Source organism: Mesorhizobium sp. P3_A10 (assembly GCF_056403175.1).
This window is the reverse complement of the sequence record NZ_JBFUFZ010000007.1, coordinates 1-20,965: the sequence shown is the minus strand read 5'-3', so window position 1 is coordinate 20,965 and position 20,965 is coordinate 1. Positions and strand designations below refer to the sequence as shown.

The window sequence follows — 20,965 nt, the reverse complement described above, 5'->3', positions numbered from 1 at the left end:
AGCCTGTGGATTCTCGGTGGAAAACCTGTTCACAACACAAGATGTTGGGGTGAACAAACCGGGAAAATCTCGTCATCGCCGATTCGTCGCCGATTCGTTCCGGCTTTGACCGGAACGTTAACGGCGGAGGCCGAAATCACCCTCCAAATGATTAAGGCGCGTTAGGAAAGATCAACAATTTCATAATCTTGGGTGAGGTCCGCCGTCAGGATCCGATCTTTCACCGGCAAAGGTTAACATCTGCGTTCGCTTGCATGAATCGGGCCAGTTCCAGCGATTCAGCATGTGGTGAGACTCCTGGTCGCAAAATCCACATATAGCCGTGAACAAAAGCTGAATCTGCAGGAGTCACTGATTCGTCGCCGATTCGTTCCAGACTCGTTCCAACTGTTAACCGGGGACGGATTCAGCCCTCGAGCGCGACCCTCGGACAGCAGGCTGGAACATTCCGCTTTCGCTTCGCCCACGAAATCCCTATGTGTCGCCTGTCATACGCGCCACTTTGGGGCGCGCTCCCGACAACGCGACGCAGAAAGCCTCATTTCCAGGCCGATGAACATCCAGCCGAAACACACTGAGCCGCTGATCTTGTCGGGCCGCGACGTGACCGCCGTGCTCGGCCCGACCAACACCGGCAAGACCCATCTCGCCATCGAACGCATGGTGGCGCATGAAAGCGGCATCATCGGCCTGCCGCTCAGGCTACTGGCCCGCGAAGTCTATGCCCGTGTCTGTGAGAAGGTCGGCGCCCATAAGGTGGCGCTGATCACCGGCGAGGAGAAGATCCAGCCGCCAGGCGCCAGATATTCCGTCTGCACCGTCGAAGCCATGCCGCGCGAGACCGACGCGGCCTTCGTCGCCATCGACGAGGTGCAGCTGGCCGGCGATCTCGAGCGCGGCCACATCTTCACCGACCGCATCCTGCATCTGCGCGGCCGCCAGGAGACGCTGCTGTTGGGCGCCGCCACCATGCACGGCATCCTGCAAAAGCTGCTGAGGGGCGTTTCGGTGGTGACGCGGCCGCGGCTGTCGCACCTCGCCTATGCCGGTTCGAAGAAGCTGACCCGTTTGCCCAGGCGCACGGCAATCGTCGCCTTCTCCGCCGACGAGGTCTATGCCATCGCCGAACTGATCCGCCGCCAGCAGGGCGGCGCCGCCGTCGTGCTCGGCGCGCTGTCGCCCCGCACCCGCAACGCGCAGGTGGCGCTGTTCCAGTCGGGCGATGTCGACTATCTGATCGCCACCGACGCCATCGGCATGGGCCTAAATCTCGATCTCGATCACGTTGCCTTTGCCCAGAACCGCAAATTCGACGGCTACCAGTATCGCAATTTGACGGCGGCCGAGCTCGGCCAGATCGCCGGTCGCGCCGGCCGGCATCTGCGCGACGGCACCTTTGGCGTGACCGGCCAGGTCGATCCGCTCGATGAGGAACTGGTCAAGCGGATCGAAGGCCATGAGTTCGATCCGGTGAAGGTGCTGCAGTGGCGCTCTGCCCGTTTCGATTTCGCCAGCCTCGATGCGCTGAAACGCTCGATCGAGACCAACGCGCCGGTCGAAGGCCTGACCCGGGCACTGCCGGCGGTCGACGCACAGGCGCTCGAGCATCTGTCGCGTGACGGCGACATAAGAGCGCTTGCCACCGACCCCAAGCGCGTGGCGCTGTTATGGGAAGCCTGTGCCTTGCCCGACTACCGGAAGATCGCGCCGGCCCAGCATTCTGACCTCATCGCCTCGATCTACATGGACCTGGCCAGGCACGGCCATGTCGACGAGAACTACATGGCCGAGCAGGTGCGCCGCGCCGACACCACCGAGGGCGACATCGACACGCTGTCGCACCGTATTGCCGAGATCCGCACCTGGACATTCGTGTCCAACCGGCCCGGCTGGCTGGCCGATCAGGCACACTGGCAGGAAAAGACGCGCGAAATCGAAGACAGATTGTCGGATGCGCTGCATGAGCGGTTGACGAAACGCTTCGTAGACCGCAGGACTTCCGTCCTCATGCGGCGCCTTAGAGAAAATACCATGCCTGAAGCCGAAATCAGCCCAACCGGAACCGTCCTTGTCGAAGGCCACCATGTCGGCGAGTTGCAAGGATTCCGCTTCACCGCCGACCAGAGCGCCGGCGGCGAAGACGCCAAGGCCGTGCGTGCGGCAGCCCAGAAGGCGCTTGCAGCCGAGTTCGAGGCACGCGCCGAACGCTTCGGCGCCTCGTCCAACGGCGACATCGCGCTCGGCTCCGACGGCACGCTGCGCTGGATTGGCGCGCCGATCGGCACGCTGGTTTCGGGCGACGAAGTGCTGAAGCCACGTCTGGTGCTGCTGGCCGACGAACAGCTCACCGGTCCTGCCCGCGACAAGGTCGCGGCGCGTGCCGAGCGCTTCGTCAATTTCCAGATCGAATCCCTGCTGAAACCGCTGGTCGACCTCAAGAACGCCGAGCAGATCACCGGTATCGGCCGTGGCATTGCCTTCCAGCTCGTCGAGCATTTCGGCCTCATCAACCGCCGCGACATCGCCGAGGAGATGAAGTCGCTCGACCAGGAAGGTCGCGCGGCGCTCCGCCGCCTCGGCGTCCGCTTCGGCGCCTACCATGTCTTCGTGCCGGCACTGATCAAGCCGGCTCCGGCCGGTCTGGTGACGCTGCTGTGGGCGCTCAAGAACGACGGCAAGGACAAGCCGGGCTTTGGCGACGTCGTTCATGCGTTGGCTTCCGGCCGCACTTCGGTGGTCATCGATCCCGCTTTCGACAAGACCTTCTACAAGCTCGCCGGCTACCGCAATCTCGGCCGCCGCGCCGTGCGCATCGACATTCTCGAGCGGCTGGCCGACCTGATCCGTCCGGCGACCAACTGGAAGCCCGGCCTTGGCCAGCGCCCCGACGGCGCCTATGACGGCCAGGCCTTCATGGTGACGCCGCCGATGATGTCGATCCTCGGCGCTACCGCCGACGACATGGAAGAGATCCTCAAAGGCCTCGGCTATCGCGCCGAGCCGAAGCCGGCGGCCGAAGTGAAGGCGCGCCTCGAAGCGCAGGACAGCGCCGCGCGTGAAGCTGCGGCAGCCAAGTTGGCGGCTGAAGAGGCTGCCCGCGCCGAACAAGCCAAAGCGGCGGAAGCCGCGACTGCCGATGCGGCTGTCGAGACGCCAGCCGAAGGTTCGGAGCCTGATGCGGCTGCCGCCACCGAGGTTGCAGCCGAGGCTGTCGCCGAAGCAGCAGCGGAGGCCGTTGCGGACGCCCATCCGGAAACTCCCGTTGAGGTCGCGGAAGACGCGCCGCCGGTAGCCGACGCCGCAGTTGAAACCCCTGCGGAACCTGAGGTAGAGGTCGAAGCCGTCGAGGTTGAAGCCGCATCGGCAGAGCCCGAGGCGGAATCTAAAGCCGTCGAAGCTGAAGCCACATCGGCGGAACCGGTCGCCGAGGCTTCGCCTGCAAGTGATACTGCGGCTGAGCCAGCCGTGCTGGCGGAAGCCGCCCCCGGCGAGCCCGCTCCGGAGGCCGAAGCGCCAAAACCCATCCTGTTGTGGCGCCAGGGTCGGTTCGACCAGCGCCCACGCAATCGTCAGCACGAAAACCGCGGCCGTCCGCGCAACGGCCAGGCCGCGCGCAGCGACGCGCCGGCAGACGCCACCAGCGGGCAGCCGGCCGGCGCGCCGGGCGATCGGCCAGCCCATCCGGGACGCCGCGATCAGCGCGACGGCGCCGGCAAGCCGCGCTTCGACCGCTCGAAATTCAAGCCCAAGCCGCAAGGCGAAGGCGCAGAGCGCCGCGAGGGCAAGCCGCAGGGCGAGCGTCCCGATCGCCGTGAAGGCCGACCCGACTGGAAGGGCGGCAGGCCGGAGGGCAAGGGTGGCGCGCCAGGCGCAAAGCCCGCCTTCCAGCAGAAGCCGCGCGAGGAGCGCCCGGTGCGCTTCGATCCGGACTCGCCCTTCGCCAAGCTCGCCGCCTTGCGCGACCAGCTGAAGAAGTAGGCTCGGTTCGCTCCAATGGTTGCCCCAGTGGTCGCCAGAGACCGACAGCGCATCGACAAATGGCTGTTCTATTCGCGCGCGGTGAAATCGCGCTCGCTGGCGGCGAAGCTGGTGGTCGCCGGACGCGTCCGCATCAATCGCGACAAAGCAGCGCAGGCCTCCGATATGGTCAAGCCTGGCGATGTCCTGACCATCACGCTGGAACGGCGCATCTTCGTCTGGAAGGTGCTGAACACCGGTACGCGACGCGGTCCGGCGGAGGAGGCGCGCACGCTCTACGAGGATATGTCGCCACCGCCGGCGCCCAAAGGCGAGGCTGTTGCCGATGCCATCCCTGCCCTGCGCGACGCCGGCAGCGGCAGGCCGACCAAGAAAGAGCGCAGGCAAACCGACCGGTTGTTTGGCGAAGACTGAGAACATGGGCGGTCTTCGCCATGCCGGCGATCTGGAATTCCATTCCGGGCGCGCTGGTGCCGCCGGGAATGGCTGCCCTTGCCAGCGGCGGACAAAGGCGTTACCTCACCAAAAAAGCCCAGCAAAAATGGGACGTCCCGGAGCCGACCGATGACCTATGTCGTGACCGACAACTGCATCAAATGCAAGTACATGGACTGCATCGAGGTCTGTCCGGTCGACTGTTTCTATGAAGGCGAGAACATGCTCGTCATTCATCCCGACGAGTGCATCGACTGCGGCGTCTGTGAACCGGAATGCCCGGCCGACGCGATCAAGCCCGACACCGAGCCGGGTCTGGAAAAGTGGCTGCAGGTCAACACCGAATACGCCGAGAAATGGCCCAACATCACCGCCAAGAAGGAACCGCCGGGAGACGCCAAATCCTTCGATGGCGAGGCTGGAAAATTCGAGAAATATTTCTCGGCCGAGCCCGGCGAAGGCGACTGACGAAAGTGCCGGTTTGGCCGGCATAACGCTGCGTAACGGACGTGACACATCAACTGCCTTGACAGGCAGAGATAGTGCTTGGCCTTCGCGAATGCAGCAAAACCTTGATTCTTCCGACTTTTTGTGTTACATCAGTCCAACATGCCGGTGACACAACGTCGATTTATGGCGCAAACGCCCCAAATCACTGAAAGGTGAATTTCTCAATCCGGACTAGAGCGATCTGGGGCGGGCGGTCGCATTCTGTGCGGTTTGCCGGTCTCGGCTTTTCCGGTGGGTTCATCCGTTGTGCGGCTAACGGTCGGTAACCCCGATCACGCGAGTTTCTGCCGGCAGAATGCTGGCACCACACAAGGAGTTCACGGCGTATGGCAACGATCACCCCGCAGAAGAAGTCCACCGCGGCGCGTCACGGTTTCAAGACCGGCGAGTACATCGTCTATCCGGCGCACGGCGTAGGCCAGATCGTCTCGATCGACGAGCAGGAAGTTGCGGGTCACAAGCTGGAACTCTTCGTCATCGACTTCCAGAAGGACAAGATGCGCCTCAAGGTGCCGGTCGCCAAGGCGACCTCCATCGGCATGCGCAAGCTGTCGGAAGAGGATTATGTCGAGCGCGCGCTGAAGGTCGTTCAGGGCCGCGCCCGCGTCAAGCGCACCATGTGGTCGCGCCGCGCCCAGGAATATGATGCCAAGATCAATTCCGGCGACCTGATCTCGATCTCGGAAGTGGTGCGCGACCTCTACCGCGCCGACAACCAGCCGGAGCAGTCCTATTCCGAGCGTCAGCTTTATGAAGCGGCACTCGACCGCATGGCCCGCGAGATCGCGGCCGTCAACCGCATGTCGGAAACCGAAGCGGTGCGCCTCATCGAGGTGAACCTCAACAAGGGTCCGAAGCGTGGCGCCAAGGCCGACAACGAGGAATCCGAACAGGAAGAAGCTGCCTGATCGCTTTCATCTCACAATTCATGAAAAACCCGGCCTCGCGCCGGGTTTTTTGTTTCTGGAAATAGGGTTGAAGCGAGGTCACGTACCTACGCCTCGCCCGCCTCCTGCTTCAGCGTCGCAATGAAACGCTTGGTCCGCTCGTGTTCCGGATTGCTGAACAGCACCGCTGCCGGACCTTTTTCGACCACGACGCCGGCATCGAGAAACACCACTTCCTGCGCGATCTTGGAGGCAAGCCTGAGATCATGCGTCGCCATCACCATGGTCGTGCCTTCGCTGGCAAGCTGGCCAAGCACATCGACCACTTCCTGCGCCAGTTCCGGATCGAGCGCCGAGGTCGGCTCGTCGCAAAGCAGCACTTTCGGTGAAGGCGCAAGCGCCCGGGCGATCGCCACCCGCTGTTGCTGGCCGCCTGACAGTGTCGCCGGCCAGGCATCGGCCTTGTGCGCCATGCCGACCTTTTCGAGCAAGGTGAGCGCCCGCTCGCGCGCCTTGTAAGTCGGCCATTTCAGCACCGTCACCAGCCCCTCCATGACATTCTCGATCGCGGTGCGATGCGGGAACAGCTGGAAATTCTGGAACACCATGCCGGTCTGCAGCCGCAGCCGCTGGATATCCCTCGTGGACACCTTGATGCCGGGGCGGAATTCCAGCGTCTCATCGCCGATGCGCACCGTGCCCGCAGTCGGGATTTCCAAGAGGTTGATGCAGCGTAGAAGCGTGCTTTTTCCCCCGCCGGAGGGGCCGACAAGCGCGGTGACGCTGCCCTCTTCGATGGCGACGCTGACGCCTTTCAGCACAAGATTGTCGCCAAACCGCTTCTCGATGCTGGTGAGGCCGATCATGTCCGCGCCTCCAGAAAGCCGCCATAGCGGTTAAGCCGCGTTTCCAGCCGCGTCTGCAGCGCGGACAGCACCGAACTCAGCGCCAGATAGAGTGCCGCCGCCTCGACATAGAGGATCAGTGGCTCATAGGTGGTGGCGACGATGCGCTGCGCCGCCTGGAACATCTCCGGCACGGTGATGGCGGCGGCCAGCGACGTATCCTTGACCAGCGAGATGAAGGTGTTGGACAGCGGCGGCACCGCGACCCGGCCGGCTTGCGGCAGGATCGTGCGCCGCATCGCCTGGGCCCAGGTCATGCCGATCGAATAGGCCGCTTCCCACTGTCCCTTCGGCACCGAGCCGATGACGGCGCGGATGATTTCCGAGGTGTAGGCGCCGATGTTGAGCGTGAAGCCGATCAGCGCCGCCGGGAAGGCATCGAGCAGGATGCCCGCCGACGGCAGGCCGTAGAAAATCAGGAACAACTGCACCAAAAGCGGCGTGCCGCGAAAAATCCAGACATAGAAGCGGACCACCGCGACCAGCGGCTTCGGACCGAACAGCCGGATCAGCGCTGCACCGAGCCCAACGAAAAGACCGAGCGCAAACGACAGCAGCGTCAGCGGCACGGTGAAGATCAGCGCTGCCCACAATAGCGAAGGCAGCGAGTCCAGCATCAGTTGCAGCCAATGGGGCACGAAAGGCATCTCCCTGCCAGATTACGCCGTAGCGGCTCATCGAAGCGCAAATGCAGGCTGCATATCACGCGAAAAGCGGCGAGCCGTCAAAGACAGCTCGCCGCGTTACATGTCAGCTCGATGGGCTACGCCTACTTCGAAACGTCCTGGCCGAAATAGGTGTCGGCGATCTTCTTGTAGGTGCCGTCGGCCTTGATGTCGGCCAGCGCCTTGTTGATGGCGGCGACCAGTTCCGGATCGCCCTTGCGCACGATGACGCCGGAATAATCGGCGTTTTCTTCCTGCGCGGCGATCTTCACATTGGCGTCCGGCTTGTGCTTCTTGAAGTCGAGGAAGGACAGGCTGTCATTGATGGTGGCATCGGCACGGCCGGTCAAAAGCAGCTGGATCGATTGGTCGAAGCCGTCGGTGCCGACGAGCTCGGCGCCGTTGCTTTCAGCCAGCTTGCCGAAATTCGAGGTCAGCGACTGCGCCGACTTCTTGCCCTTGAGATCGGCAAAACCCTTGATGTCGGTGTTGTCGCCGGCGACGATCAGCACCGCCTTGGAAGCGATATACGGATCGGAGAAATCATACTTGGCCTTGCGCGCATCGGTGATGCCGACCTCGTTGATGACGGTGTCATAGCGGTTGGCGTCGAGGCCGGCGATCAGCCCGTCCCATTTGCCTTCGAGGAACTCGGCCTTGACGTCGAGCTTTTGGGCGATCGCCTGCGCGATCTCGACGTCGAAGCCGACCAGCGCGCCGGAGGCGTCATGATAGGTGAACGGCGCATAGGTGCCTTCGGTGCCGATCTTGAGGGTGCCGGCCTGCTTGATCTGGTCGAGATTGGCGCCGGCATGGCCAGCGGTGACGGCCAGAATCTGCAGCGTTCCGGCGACGATAAGTGAGTTGAACCATTTCATTTTTCTGTGATCCCGTCCTTGGCCGGTGCCCGGCGCATTGTGAGAGCCGGAAACTGACAGATGCTGAGCCGCAAAATAAGGAACCAGATTTCAAAAATCGGCGGCGCCCGAAATCGAATTCTCAAAACCATGCCGGCTGGCGCCAACCGACCTCGCTTTGGTCGTTGCAACCTTGTTGACGGCAGCACAACCCACGCGACATGAGCGGCGGAACCAATCAGGCGCATGGCACGTTCATGGCTGTTGTAGGGCGCGGCGTCACCATTTCAACCACCCCGACGCCAGACCAGGGATCGCGGTCGCCAAGCCGTCCGCAATGCCCGTAACAGGGAGCGCGGCGCATGATGGAAGACACGGCAGGACGGACCATGGTCCGTACGGCGATGAAAGCTCCCTATCTCGAGCGCGACGAAGAGCACATACTGGCGCTGCGTTGGAAGCAGAACCAGGACCAGCACGCGCTGCATCAGATCACCGTCGCCCATATGCGGCTGGTCATCTCCATGGCTTCCAAATTCCGTCACTATGGCCTGCCGCTGGGCGACCTGATCCAGGAGGGCCATGTCGGCCTGCTGGAGGCGGCGGCACGCTTCGAGCCGGAGCGCGAAGTCAGGTTCTCGACCTATGCGACCTGGTGGATCCGCGCTTCGATGCAGGATTACATCCTGCGCAACTGGTCGATCGTTCGCGGCGGCACCAGTTCGGCGCAAAAGGCCTTGTTCTTCAACCTGCGGCGCCTGCGCGCCCGGCTGGCGCAAGGCGCCGAGCCGATCTCCAACGCCACGCTCTACCGCGAAGTGTCGGTGGCGCTGGGCGTTTCCGAAGCCGATGTGGCGATGATGGATTCGCGCCTTTCGGCGCCCGACAGTTCGCTCAATGCGCCGCTCGCCGACGACGCCGGCGCGACCGAGCGGATGGACTTCCTGATTTCGGATGCCCCCTTGCCCGACGAGGTCGCCGGCGACACCATCGATGTCGAACGCCGGTCCGGCTGGCTGAAGACCGCGCTCGGCGCGCTCAACGCCCGTGAACTCAGGATCATCGAGGAACGCCGGCTGAGCGACGACGGCGCGACGCTCGAAGCACTCGGCGAGACGCTCGGCATCTCCAAGGAACGTGTGCGTCAGATCGAGGCGCGCGCCATGGAAAAACTGAAGGTGGCGCTGGTCGAGCAGAATCCGGAATTCCTGGCGACGGCCGCCTGAACGCACCTGTGATGTCTCTGAGGAGAGAAGCAAGACTTTGGTTAAATAGGAATATATCGCCGCAATGGCGGCATCCCTCTACAATATATTTTTAGATTGTGACCCATTTTACAGACCCGGCCGCTGCAAGTGCGTTCTTGCGACCGAACAGGTCATAGCGGATGGGGATTTGTCATGTTGCGATGCTATGCGATCCTTGCAGTCTTGGTCCTCGTGGGCCTCACGACATTCGATGCTCGCGCCGATCGACGGGTTGCCTTTGTCATCGGCAATTCCGAGTACCGGGACATTCCCGCTCTCAAGAATCCGGACAAGGACGCCGACGATGTGTCGAACACTTTTCGGCAGGCTGGCTTCGATGTGTTCCTTGCCAAGGACTTCACCAGGCTTCAGTTCGAGGAGCAGTTCCGCAACTATCTCGCGGCCGCGGACGGCGCCGATCTGGCCGTCGTCTACTACTCCGGCCACGGCTTCCAGATCGGCGGCGAGAATTTCCTGATCCCGGTCGATGCCTCGCTCAAGGATGCAGCCGACATCGAGGTCCAGGCTGTCAAGCTGGATGATGTGCTTGAGCAGCTGCGCTCGAAATCCAAGATCCAGGTGATCATTCTCGATGCCTGCCGCAACAATCCGTTCCCACGCAAGGACTATTGGCTGCGCGACCAGCTGATCATCACCGGCGGCACCGGCCTCGCGCAAGTCAAAAGCTCGCAGAACACGTTGATCGCCTTTGCCACGGAACCGGGAGCAATCGCCTATGACGGAACCGGCGATCTCAGCCCCTTCTCGTCGGCATTTTCGCGCAGGGCGCTGGCGCCGAACCAAGAGATACGCACGGTCATGGCTGCGGTGCGCCGTGATGTCGTCAAGGCCACGGATGGCAAGCAGGTTCCGTGGGAAAACTCCTCGCTGATCGACGACGTCGTGCTGATGCGTCGCGTGACCCGGCCCTCGCTGCCGCCAGTGCTGGAGAAGGTCGTGCCGTCCGGCGTCGGTCCTGTCGCGCTGGACCTGCCGCAGCCTGTCGACGTCGACGGCGGCGCGGTCACCGTCAGCATTGAAAACCCGCCGACGCTCGGCCGGCTGACGCTGGATGGCAAACCCGTAGAAGTGGGCCAGCCGATCCAGAGCAAGGATCTGCCGCGTCTGAAGATGGAAGTCCCCAAGGGCGTCGGCGAGCAGGAACAAGTGGACACGCTGGCCTACACCACGCATGACGACTGGGGTGGCGAATCCAAAGGCGTTCTGGTGCTGCGGGTCAAGAGCGGCGAGGGCGCCGACGGCAAGCAGATCATCGCCTCACTCAAGGCTGAGCAGAAGCAGCGGGTGCTTGAGCGCGGCATCCATATCTCCGGCGCCGCCGAGGCGATCGGGGATCGCGATGTCAAGGTTCCGGTCGGAATAGGCCCGGTGCCGCTGAAGCTGAATCTGCCGGCAAAGGATCCAGGCATCAGCCTGAAGCTCGCCAGCTATCCGGCAACAGGAACGCTGTCGCTGCCGGACCGCATCCTGTCGCCTCAATCGAGCCTGATGGCCAATGAAGTCAGTGATTTGCGTTATGAGCCGCAGGTCGGCTCGACAGCTGCCGTCGAGATCGGCTTCGAAATCCGAGCCAACAATTCGTCGAAGCGGGCGACGATGACGCTGTCGCCAAGCGTCGACCCTTGCGACCAGGCGGCAGGCGAACCCCTCGACCTGCAAGGCGTGGTCCCAGGACTGCTGCCCAACGAGATCGGCGGCAATGCGGTTGAGCTTTGCCAGGCGGCGGTGAAGGCCTACCCCGACATCGCCCGCTTCCACTACGAACTGGGGCGTGCCTTGCTGGCGTCAGGCAAGGTCGACGAAGCCAGGAAGGCGATCCAGGAGGCTGCCGACAGGGGACATGTCCGGGCCGTCTTCGAACTCGGCCGCATCGCCTCGTCCGGAATAGGGACGACTGCGGATACCACGAAAGCCAACGTCCTCTATTCAGAAGCGTCCGCCAAGGGCGACCCTTACGCGCTGACAGCGTGGGGACGATCCTTGTTCAATGGCCTCGGCGTGAAGCGCGATACCGGCAAGGGATTGGATCTGCTGCTCAAGGCGGCGGCGATGGGGCATAGCGATGCCATGAACGATCTCGCCGTGATCTTCAAGGAAGGCCGCAATGGCGTGCCCGCCGACTCGGCCCGTGCCGTGGCTTTCCTCAGGGCCGGTATCGAACGGCAGAACATCTATGCGATGAGCATTCTCGGTCCTGCTGGGCGCAATGCCCTGGCGATCGCAGTCTGCACGCCCGAAACGAAAACAATCACGAAGGTAAAGGTCATTCGCACGAAACCGCCCAAGGTCGCCAAACCCAAAAGGGAGCCCCTCCCGAAACTTCTCGGACCGGTACCGAGCGAACCCGATCCAATCATTGTGCCCTGGCGTGGCGGTGGTAGCGGCAGTCGCAGTGGCAGTGGCGGACAACGCAGCGGCGGCAGCCCTGGCTGACGGCGGCGGTCATTGGCGGCCGACCAGACAATGTGAGTGGAAACACCTTCGCCACCACCCGCTGGCGAGCTATCGCACCGCCTGCCCGCCCGATTCTTACTTATCGGTGACGATCTTGACCTTGTCGCCGGCGGAGACGGCGGCACCCGGCGACAGCGCATTGAGCACCCGGAACAGGTCGAGCTTGCGATCGACGCCGACCATCTGCGCCGACAGCGAGCCCATGGTTTGCCCCGGCTGCACGGTGACGACGCGGATATGCAGCGGCTTCAGCGCCGCCTTTTCGGCCGCACTCAGGATGCGAAAGGAGCCGCTGACCGAGCGCGCCACCGGCTCCAGCGTGGTGCTGGCCGAGGGTGCCGCCGTCAGCAGCCGGTAGACCTGGCCGCCGGCACGGATCACCGCGATATCGAACTGCCAGCCTTCGGCGCCGGCATGCGCTGTCGCCGCTTCGTTGCCGTTGATCGTCTCCTGCTTGACGCTGCTGTCGACGAGACCAGCCACCCAGCCACTGCGGATGTAGTCGGTCAGCGGGCGGTTCTTGTCGATCGCCACACCGTCGAAGCGGATCGCCATGTCGCCGGGGCCGGTAGCGGTCACCGCCGCGGCCGAATTGTCGATGATGAAACCATCGGGCACCGAGAAGGAGACGCCGAGGCCCGGATGCATGAAGGTTTCGCCGCGCACATAGCCTTCCTCCGGCGTGTCGCCGTAGAGCAGGCCGTCTATGCCGGCAAGGAAGGAATCACGGTCGCGCGTGCCGACGCCTGGCGCGCCGAACTGGCGGGCATGGCGCTGCGCCAGATCGATACGCTGCGGCGTGTTGGGGTGCGTCGCCAGGAAGTCGAGGCTGGCATCGGTGGCGCCGCTGATCGAGCGGAAATCGGTATAGGCCGACATCGACTGCAGGAAGCGGCCGGCGGCAAACGGATCGAAACCCGCCTCGCCGATCGATTTGATGCCGATGGCGTCGGCCTCCAGCTCCTGGTTGCGCGAGAACTGGGCGAGCTTCAACTTGCCACGGATCAGCGCCGCCTTGGCGGTCGGGCTGTCGCCGAGCACATCGGAGACGACCTTGGTTGCCAACCCTTCCTCGGCCTCCAGCTGCTGGCGCTGCAGGCCATGGTTGGCGGTGACGTGGCCCATCTCATGCGCGATGACGGCGGCAAGCTCGGCCGAATCATTGGCCAGCGCCAAGAGGCCACGCGTGACGTAGAGATAGCCGCCCGGCAGCGCGAAGGCGTTGACGTTGGGCGAATTGAGGATGGTGATGCGATAAGTCTGGGTCGGGTTGGCCGACACCACAGTCAGGCGGCCGACGACCTTGGCGACCATGCGTTCGAGCTTGGCATCGGAATATTCGCCACCATAGGTGGCGAGGATGCGCGGGTGCTGCGCCTTCGCCAGCTCGGCGAGCTTGCTGTTGGCGGCGACATTGTCGACCGTGATCGGCTTGTCGGACGGCTGGAAGCCGGATTCCTGCACGTCCGGAGGCGTGAACATCTGGCAGCTTGCCAGCGCCACGGCCAAGCCGGCCAGCGTGAGAAAGCGCGCCAGCGGACTGCGTCGTACTGTGTCTGTGCCGGTCGGCAGAACAGCTTCCTTTCGGCTCTCAACACATGATCCCGAACCGAAGGTTCGCGCCGGCGGCTTGGAGATCACGCACAAAATCAAAAACCTACAGCATCCTTGTCGTCCGAATGGACACGACGCTGTAGGGGCAAATCACGGCCTGTGCCGGACCAGTACTGGGCGGACCTAGCCACACTACCTTGACCATGGCAAGCAAGCGCCACCTCGCCTCAACCCGGTTTGGCCGTAAATTATGTCCGCTTCCGGGCAACATCTCGTGATCCGCCCGGACCCGTGCCGATATAGCGCCGAAAGGCATCAGGGCCAGCCCCGGCAAAGAAATCAGCTGCAGCCCCGGTTGCGGCAACCGTGCCATTGTCCAGGAACACCATGTTCTGACCGACACGGCGCGCATCTTCCGGCTGGTGGGTCACGAACAGCACCGTCATCTGCCGTTCCGCATGAACGGACACAACCAGGTCGAGCATGTCGTCGCGCAGCGCCGGTCCGAGCGAGGCGAAAGGCTCGTCGAGCAACAGCACTGGCCGGTCGCGCACCAGAACGCGGGCGAGTGCGACACGCTGCCGCTCACCACCGGAGAGTTCGCGCGGCAGGCGTCTCTCCTTGTCGGCAAGGCCGACGCGCTTGAGCGCCTCGGCAATTGCGGCGCGGTCGGCCTCGCTCAGGCTGAGCGAAGGCGAGCGGCCGAGCCCGACATTGCGTTCCACCGAAAGATGGGCAAAGAGGTTGTTTTCCTGGAACACCATCGACACCGGCCGCGCCGAGGGCGGCTCGGCGCTGATGTCGGCGCCGCCGATCAGCACCCGGCCAGACTGCGGTGTCTCGAAGCCAGCGACCAGATTGAGCAGTGTCGACTTTCCCGAGCCGCTCGCTCCCATGATGGCGGTGATCTTCGACGCGGCGAACTCGACGTCGAATAGGAACGGCATTTCAGCATAGCCGAACGTGACCTTGTCCAGCCGCACGGCCGCGCCTTTTTCGTCGCCGGAGCTCTGGTTCGCGGACGTCATGACTTTTCTCCCCGTCCCAGCCAGTCCGCCACCAGCACCAGCGCCAGACAAACCACGCCGAGCAGCAGCGCCAGGCCGGCGGCGTCCGCAGTGCGGTAACTGCCCATGCGCGACAGCAGCAGATAGGGCAGTGTCTGCACGGAATCACTGCCGAACAGCGCAATGACGCCGAGATCGCCAAGCGACAGCGCCATGGCAAAGGCAAAGCCGGTGGCGAGCGGCCGCCGCAGCGACGGCCAGTCGATCAGCCGCAGCCGGCTCCAGCCGGAAATGCCGAGTTGTGCACAAAGCCGCTCATGGCGTTCGCTCGCCGCATCATAGGCGGGGCGGACGGCGCGAAGCGCAAACGGCATCGCCATCACCGCGTTGACGGTGACGACCATGATCGGTGCAATGGCAAAGACATCGCTGACCGTGCGCAGGGCCAAAAACCAGCCGGCGCCGATGACGATCGGCGGCACGACAAGCACAAAGCCGGCGCCGGTGTCGGTGGCGTGTTCGAGCAGCGTTCTGGCGCCAACGCGGCGGCTTAGCGACAAGGCCCGCCGCGCCATGATCAGCGCCAGCGCCAGCGCCACCGAAAGCAGCGCCGACAGGAAGGCCAGCACGGCGCTGGTCAGCGTCGCCTGCCGCACCGCGCTCTCGCTGGCGAGACGGCTGAGATCAGCGCCGAGGCCCGACATCACTGTCGCCGCCATTGGTCCGGCGACGAACAGCAGGGCGAGAACAATCAAGACTGCATTCAGCATGGTCTCAGCCGCACCAGCCGAAAGATACCGGCGCGACACAACCGGCAGATTGGCATCGCCGACAGTGTTGGCGCCAAGCCGCGTCAAGGCGAGCACCACGGCGAAGGTCAGCGCAATCTGCAGCAGCGTCAGTGTTACTGCCCGTGCGGGATCGAAATCAAAGCGCAGCGCCTGGTAGATGGCGACCTCCAGCGTCGTCGCGGCCGGCCCGCCACCGAGGATCAGTACGATGGTGAAGGAGGTGATGCAGAGCATGAAGACAAGCCCGGCGACGCCAGGCAGGGCCGCGCGCAATGTCGGCCACTCGATCAGCCGGAAGGCCGGCGCCGCGCCCATGCCAAGCTGGCTCGCCAGCCGCCACTGATCGGCAGGCACCGTGCCCAGCGCTTCGAGGAACAGCCGCACGCTGAGCGGCAGGTTAAAGAAGACATGCGCGACCAAAATGCCGGACAGGCCGTAAATGCCGGGCCAGCTTTGGCCGCCGAGCGTGCCGAGCACGCCGGCGAAATAGCCGGCGCGGCCGTAGAGGGCGAGAATGCCAAGTGCAGCGACGATCGCCGGCAGCGCCAGCGGTACGGCGAACAGCTGCAGGATGAAACCGCGTCCGAAGAAGCGCGGATGCCGCGACAGCGCGCGGGCGACGAACAGCGCCGGCACCACGGAAAGCAGCGTCGAGAGAGCCGCCTGCCACAGCGTGAAGCGGGCGACGCGCAGGAGATAGGGATCGAAGGCCGACACCGCGCCGGACAGGTCCCGCCCGCCTTCGAGGACGAGCCCGGCGAACGCGCCGCCGATCAACAGCGCGATCGCCGCCAGCGCGACGACGCCGGCAGTGATGCGAGGGTCAGAGGAATAGTGCGAACGCATCTCGCGCTATCCGACACTTCGATGGGCTGACGGAAACAATTCGCGAACGTCGAGTTCCCGCCCACCCCCCTCTGTCCTGCCGGACATCTCCCCCTCAAGGGGGGAGATTACGCACTCGGTAGCTTTCGCCAATCTCCAATGTTGCGGGGCTTGGCGAAGCGCCAAAGCTGCCCATCTCCCCCCTTGAGGGGGAGATGTCCCGGAGGACAGAGGGGGGTGGCTTGGCACAAACATCCGACGAGGCTTGATTCCTATTTGCTCATCACCGCAAGCCACTCATCCACCCAGGCCTTGCGGTTGGCCGCGACCTCTTCCGGGCTGAACAGCAAGGTCTTGATCGGCTTGACCAGTTTGTCAAAGGCCGGGTTGAGCGGCTTGTCGGTCTTGCCGGCCGGGAACATCCAGTTGGTCTCGGGGATGACATCCTGGAATTTCGGCCCGGTCATGAAGGCGATGAACTTTTCCGCCAGCGGGTTCTTCGCGCCTGTGGTGGTGATACCGGCGACCTCGATCTGCAGATACTCGCCCTCTTCGAAGGACGCCGCCTGGTAGCGCTCGGTGTTTTCGGCAACCATGTGGTAGGCCGGCGAGGTGGTGTAGGACAGCACCATCGGCGCCTCGCCCTTGGTGAACAGGCCATAGGCCTCGCTCCAGCCCGGCGTCACGGTCAGCACCTTCGCCTTGAGCTTGGCCCAGGCTTCCGGCGCCTTGTCGCCATAGACCGACTTCACCCAGAGCAGCAGGCCGAGCCCCGGCGTCGAGGTGCGCGGATCCTGGATGACGATCTTCTCGTCGCTGCTGCCCTCGACCAATTCCTTCAGGCTCTTGGGCGGCGTCTTCAGCTTCTCGGTGTCGTAGACGACGGCGAAATAGCCATAGTCGAACGGTACGAAAGTGTCGTCGCTCCAGCCACCCGGCACGTTGTTTTCAGACACCGCGCCATGCGGCGCAAACAGGCCGGAGGCCTTTGCCTCGGCGGTGAGATTGGTGTCGAGGCCGAGCACGATGTCGGCCTTGGTCGCGGCACCTTCGAGCCTGACGCGGTTGAGCAATGCCACGCCATCGGCGACCGAGACGAAGTCGAGGGTGCAGGCGCATTCGGCCTCGAAGGCCTTTTTTACCGCAGGGCCGGGACCCCAGTCAGCAGTGAAGCTCTCATAGGTGTAGACGGTGAGCTTTTCCTGGGCGGATGCCGGCCCGGACGTGGCAAGAACGGATGCCGCAAGAACTGTTGCGGAGACAAGAGAGTAAAAAAGCGTGCGCATCGGCGCCTCCTTCGTTCGCGTTGAAAGGAATTGAGGCGTCGGGCTTGTCCGAAACGTCTAATCCCTCCGCCGGTACAAACCGGATCAGGTTCAGCGGGTTGGCGAGACTGCCTCTCAGCCGGTCCGCGAAGATTGCGTCCGGCACCCCGTTAGAGCGTTTCGACACATAGGCCCGGCCGATCGACCGCGCAAGTGGGAGTTTGCCGCCTTCCGTTTCTCGTGCCGGGCTGGTAAGGGCCACCAGATATGAGCACATTCACCATCCTGCTTGGCGGCGATCTCATCCGCACGCCGCTGCTCGACCGCCAGGTCGAAGGCTCGCGCGTCATCGCCGCCGATGCCGGCATCGGCCATGCCAGGATGCTCGGCCTGATGCCGGAGCTCTGGGTCGGCGATTTCGATTCCGTGCCGGCCGATCTGCCGGACGACCTGGCATCCGTGCCCCGCCAGGTGTTTCCGCCGGAAAAAGACAAGACCGATGGCGAACTGGCCATCGCCGCCGCGCTCGAACGCGGGGCGACCAGCCTTGTGCTCGCCGGCGCCTTCGGCGGCAAACGCGCCGACCACGCTTTCCTGCATCTGGCGCTCAGCCTCCGGCTGGCCGAGGCCGGCACGCAGGTGCTGTTGACCAGCGGCGCGCAGGAGGGCATCCCATTGCTGCCGGGCAAGGCCGGTTTCGACTATGCCGACGGCACGCTGTTTTCGATCCTTGGCTTTTCCGATCTGTCCGGCCTGACCGTCACCGGCGCCAAATGGCCACTCGCCCATGTCGAGGTTGCCTTCGGCTCCTCGCTGACCATTTCCAACGAGGTCAAGGGCCGGCTCGAAATTGCACTGGGTGGTGGCCGCGCGCTGTTGCTCGCTCACCCCTACCCTCTTCCAGAAAGCTGACATGGCGCCGCCGCTTCTCAATCTCGACGGGGTAAAACTGACCTTCGGCGGTACACCGCTGCTCGACGGCGCCGCGCTGACCGCATCGGCCGGCGACAAGATCGCGCTGGTCGGCCGCAACGGCTCCGGCAAGTCGACGCTGCTGAAGATCGCCGCCGGGCTGATCGAGCCGCAGGACGGCGAAGTGTTCCGCCAGCCCTCGGCGACCGTGCGCTACCTTCCACAAGTGCCCGACATGGATGATTTCGCAAGTGTGCGCGCCTATGTCGAGGCGGGGCTCGGACCGGCCGACGATCCCTATCGCGCCACCTATCTGATGGAGCATCTCGGCCTGTCCGGCGAGGAACGGCCGAACGACCTCTCCGGCGGCGAGGCGCGCCGCGCCGCCCTTGCCCGCGTGATGGCGCCAGAGCCGGATATCCTGCTGCTCGATGAGCCGACCAACCATCTCGATCTCTCGGTGATCGAATGGCTGGAAGAGGAGCTCGCCCGCACCTCCTCGGCACTGGTCGTCATCTCGCATGATCGCCGCTTTCTCGAGCGCGTGTCGCGCGCCACCATCTGGCTCGACCGCGGCCAGACCCGCCGTCTCGACAAGGGTTTTGCTCACTTCGAGGAATGGCGCGACGTGGTGCTGGAAGAGGAAGAGCGCGAGCAGCACAAGCTCGGCCGCCAGATCGTGCGCGAAGAACACTGGCTGCGCTATGGCGTGACGGCGCGGCGCAAGCGCAACATGCGCCGGCTCGGCGAACTGCAGACCATGCGCCAGCGCTTTCGCGGCCATCGCGGCGCCGAGGGCGCGGCAAACATGGTGGCCAGCGACGCCGCCGAATCCGGCAAGCTGGTGATCGAGGCCAAGAACATCGAGAAGAGCTTTGGCGACCTCACCGTGGTCAAGGGTTTTTCGACTCGCATCCAGCGCGGCGATCGCGTCGGCCTGGTCGGGCCGAACGGCGCCGGCAAGACGACACTGCTGAAGATGCTGACCGGCGAGATGACGCCGGATGCGGGCTCGGTGCGGCTCGGCACCAATCTGGAAATCGCCACGCTCGACCAGAAGCGCGAGGCCGTCGACCCGCAAGAAACGCTGGCGCAATATCTCACCGACGGGCGCGGTGAAAACCTCGTCATCAATGGCGAGCAGCGTCATGTCGTCTCCTACATGAAGGATTTCCTGTTCAAGCCGGAACAGGCGCGCACGCCGGTGCGTGAGCTCTCCGGCGGCGAGCGGGCGCGCCTGCTGCTCGCCCGCGTTTTAGCGCGGCCGGCAAACCTTCTGGTGCTCGATGAGCCGACCAACGATCTCGACATGGAGACGCTGGAACTACTGCAGGAACTGGTCGCCGGTTTCGCCGGCACCGTCATCCTGGTCAGCCATGATCGCGATTTTCTCGACCGCACCGTGACCAGCCTGATCGCGCCGGATGGCGACGGCCGCTGGATCGAATATGCCGGTGGCTATTCCGACATGCTGGCGCAGCGCGGTGGCACCAGGCTCGACGATCGCAAGGCGCGGGCGAAGGCAGAGATTGGCGAAATGACTGCCGCTGTCAGGACGGAAGCATCCGCGCCAAAAGGCCCGGCAAAAAAGCTGTCGTTCAAACAGAAGTTCGCGCTGGAATCGCTGCCGAAAAAAATCGAGGCGGTGACGGCGTCGATCTCGCGGCTGGAGAACAACATCGCCGATCCGGCCTACTACGAGCGCGATCCGGCCTCGTTCCAGAAGACCATCGCCGCCCTCGACAAGGAGCGCGCGACGCTGGCGGCGCTTGAGGAAGAATGGCTGGAACTGGAAATGCTGCGCGAGGAGATGGAAGGGTGAGGAGCGTTCGGCCGTAGGCCGATCAATCGACAACGATTTGTCGATTGAAGCGACGAACGCCCGGAGCCATAGCGAAGGGCCGGGAAAGCCGACCCATTCCTCGATCCTCAGCCCGCCGTCTTCGCCTGCCAGGCCTTGATCGCCTCGTCGAACACCTTCTCGCCGGGAATGCCTTTTTCCATGGTCAGCAGAGCGCGGCGTCCGGTCTTGTAGACCACCGGCACGTCGATCCAGTCCTGGCCCCTGAGCAGGGTCAGATTGGCGTCTTCGTCCGCCTTGGTGTCGTTCAGCGCCACTAGGAAGAAGCCGTCGGCGATCTTGGCCGGAATGCCGATCAGCGGGCTGCCGGCATCCTGTTCCGAGCTCTTCATGGCGACGCGCAGGATATTGTCGACGCCACCGCCTTCAAAGCCATCCGGCGTCAGGAAAATCATCTCGATGATGTGGCTCGCCGGCAGCGTCTGGTCGGTGTTGCGGCGGATGGTCATGCGCAACTGGATATCCTTGCCGGGGATGGTCGCTTCGGCGCGGATCGCCGGTTCCGGCGGCAGGTCACCGCCGGGCGATTCCTGCACCAGCGACCAGACGATGCTGCCGGGCTCGGCCGAACCCTGAGCCGTGCTGGTGCGCTCCTCATAGAAGATTGCCTTCTGGCCGACCGGCAACGAGGTCTCGGCAGGTGCCGCTGCCGGTGTCGTCGGGGCGGCGGCAACTGGCGCCAGCGGAGCCGCTGCGGCATCGGTCGGCGCCGCCGGTGCGGCGCCCGCTGCAGGCGGTGTAGCCGGCGTAGCACCCTCGGCGGGCGGTGTTGCCGGCGCGGCGCCCTCGGC

At 64.1% G+C, this 20,965-nt stretch carries 15 protein-coding genes, 1 pseudogene and 1 riboswitch; of the genes and pseudogenes, 8 read left to right on the top strand and 8 right to left on the bottom strand.

The annotated features are described in order from the left end of the window. Positions 1-552: 552 nt before the first annotated feature. The 4 genes from AC1DXU_RS23810 (at position 553) to AC1DXU_RS23795 (ending at position 5,831) form a co-directional block, all read left to right on the top strand. Complete coding sequence (locus AC1DXU_RS23810) at positions 553-3,978, top strand: helicase-related protein (RefSeq protein WP_477317782.1); 3,426 nt, start codon at positions 553-555, stop codon at positions 3,976-3,978. Positions 3,979-4,005: 27 nt separating this feature from the next. After that, positions 4,006-4,392, top strand: a complete 387-nt coding sequence (locus AC1DXU_RS23805) for an RNA-binding S4 domain-containing protein (protein WP_477318295.1) — start codon at positions 4,006-4,008, stop codon at positions 4,390-4,392. Positions 4,393-4,542: 150 nt separating this feature from the next. Next, positions 4,543-4,881 (top strand): ferredoxin FdxA, encoded by a 339-nt coding sequence (gene fdxA, locus AC1DXU_RS23800; RefSeq protein ID WP_477317780.1) that lies wholly within the window; start codon positions 4,543-4,545, stop codon positions 4,879-4,881. A 368-nt stretch (positions 4,882-5,249) separates the two neighbouring features. Next, complete coding sequence (locus AC1DXU_RS23795; RefSeq protein ID WP_112559634.1) at positions 5,250-5,831, top strand: CarD family transcriptional regulator; 582 nt, start codon at positions 5,250-5,252, stop codon at positions 5,829-5,831. 86 nt (positions 5,832-5,917) lie between these two features. On the opposite strand, the gene AC1DXU_RS23790 is transcribed toward AC1DXU_RS23795, so the two are convergent. The 3 genes from AC1DXU_RS23790 to AC1DXU_RS23780 all read right to left on the bottom strand — a co-directional run bounded on the left by AC1DXU_RS23790 (position 5,918) and on the right by AC1DXU_RS23780 (position 8,258). Next, on the bottom strand, positions 5,918-6,676 hold the full coding sequence (locus AC1DXU_RS23790) for an amino acid ABC transporter ATP-binding protein (RefSeq protein WP_477372933.1): 759 nt from the start codon (positions 6,674-6,676) through the stop codon (positions 5,918-5,920). Then, positions 6,673-7,353: an ABC transporter permease subunit gene (locus tag AC1DXU_RS23785; protein ID WP_477372931.1), complete on the bottom strand. Its 681-nt coding sequence runs from the start codon at positions 7,351-7,353 to the stop codon at positions 6,673-6,675. The genes AC1DXU_RS23790 and AC1DXU_RS23785 overlap by 4 nt, the downstream gene beginning before the upstream one ends. A gap of 131 nt (positions 7,354-7,484) precedes the next feature. Then, positions 7,485-8,258, bottom strand: a complete 774-nt coding sequence (locus AC1DXU_RS23780; protein WP_477372929.1) for an amino acid ABC transporter substrate-binding protein — start codon at positions 8,256-8,258, stop codon at positions 7,485-7,487. Between the two features lie 341 nt (positions 8,259-8,599). On the opposite strand from AC1DXU_RS23780, the gene AC1DXU_RS23775 reads away from it, so the two are divergent. Beyond that, positions 8,600-9,463 (top strand): RNA polymerase factor sigma-32, encoded by an 864-nt coding sequence (locus AC1DXU_RS23775; protein WP_477372927.1) that lies wholly within the window; start codon positions 8,600-8,602, stop codon positions 9,461-9,463. Positions 9,464-9,676: 213 nt separating this feature from the next. Next, positions 9,677-11,938, top strand: coding sequence for a caspase family protein (locus AC1DXU_RS23770; protein ID WP_477372925.1), 2,262 nt, complete (start codon positions 9,677-9,679; stop codon positions 11,936-11,938). A gap of 96 nt (positions 11,939-12,034) precedes the next feature. On the opposite strand, the gene AC1DXU_RS23765 is transcribed toward AC1DXU_RS23770, so the two are convergent. From AC1DXU_RS23765 to thiB, 4 genes are all read right to left on the bottom strand, one after another. After that, complete coding sequence (locus AC1DXU_RS23765) at positions 12,035-13,441, bottom strand: M48 family metalloprotease (RefSeq protein ID WP_477372923.1); 1,407 nt, start codon at positions 13,439-13,441, stop codon at positions 12,035-12,037. 320 nt (positions 13,442-13,761) lie between these two features. Then, complete coding sequence (thiQ, locus tag AC1DXU_RS23760; RefSeq protein ID WP_477372921.1) at positions 13,762-14,541, bottom strand: thiamine ABC transporter ATP-binding protein; 780 nt, start codon at positions 14,539-14,541, stop codon at positions 13,762-13,764. Continuing rightward, on the bottom strand, positions 14,538-16,157 hold the full coding sequence (gene thiP, locus AC1DXU_RS23755) for a thiamine/thiamine pyrophosphate ABC transporter permease (RefSeq protein ID WP_477372920.1): 1,620 nt from the start codon (positions 16,155-16,157) through the stop codon (positions 14,538-14,540). Before thiP ends, thiQ begins: the two co-directional genes overlap by 4 nt. Before the next feature lie 251 nt (positions 16,158-16,408). Beyond that, positions 16,409-17,422 (bottom strand): thiamine ABC transporter substrate binding subunit, encoded by a 1,014-nt coding sequence (thiB, locus tag AC1DXU_RS23750; protein ID WP_477372918.1) that lies wholly within the window; start codon positions 17,420-17,422, stop codon positions 16,409-16,411. Between the two features lie 44 nt (positions 17,423-17,466). Next, a riboswitch (TPP riboswitch) is annotated at positions 17,467-17,581 on the bottom strand. Positions 17,582-17,668: 87 nt separating this feature from the next. Here thiB and AC1DXU_RS23745 point away from each other — a divergent pair. Next, positions 17,669-18,313, top strand: coding sequence for a thiamine diphosphokinase (locus tag AC1DXU_RS23745; protein ID WP_477317760.1), 645 nt, complete (start codon positions 17,669-17,671; stop codon positions 18,311-18,313). Position 18,314: 1 nt separating this feature from the next. Then, entirely contained in the window at positions 18,315-20,135 is a 1,821-nt protein-coding gene (locus AC1DXU_RS23740) for an ABC-F family ATP-binding cassette domain-containing protein (protein WP_477372916.1), read from the top strand. A gap of 107 nt (positions 20,136-20,242) precedes the next feature. Here AC1DXU_RS23740 and AC1DXU_RS23735 read toward each other — a convergent pair. Continuing rightward, a pseudogene (locus AC1DXU_RS23735) lies at positions 20,243-20,965 on the bottom strand (hypothetical protein); the annotation flags it as partial.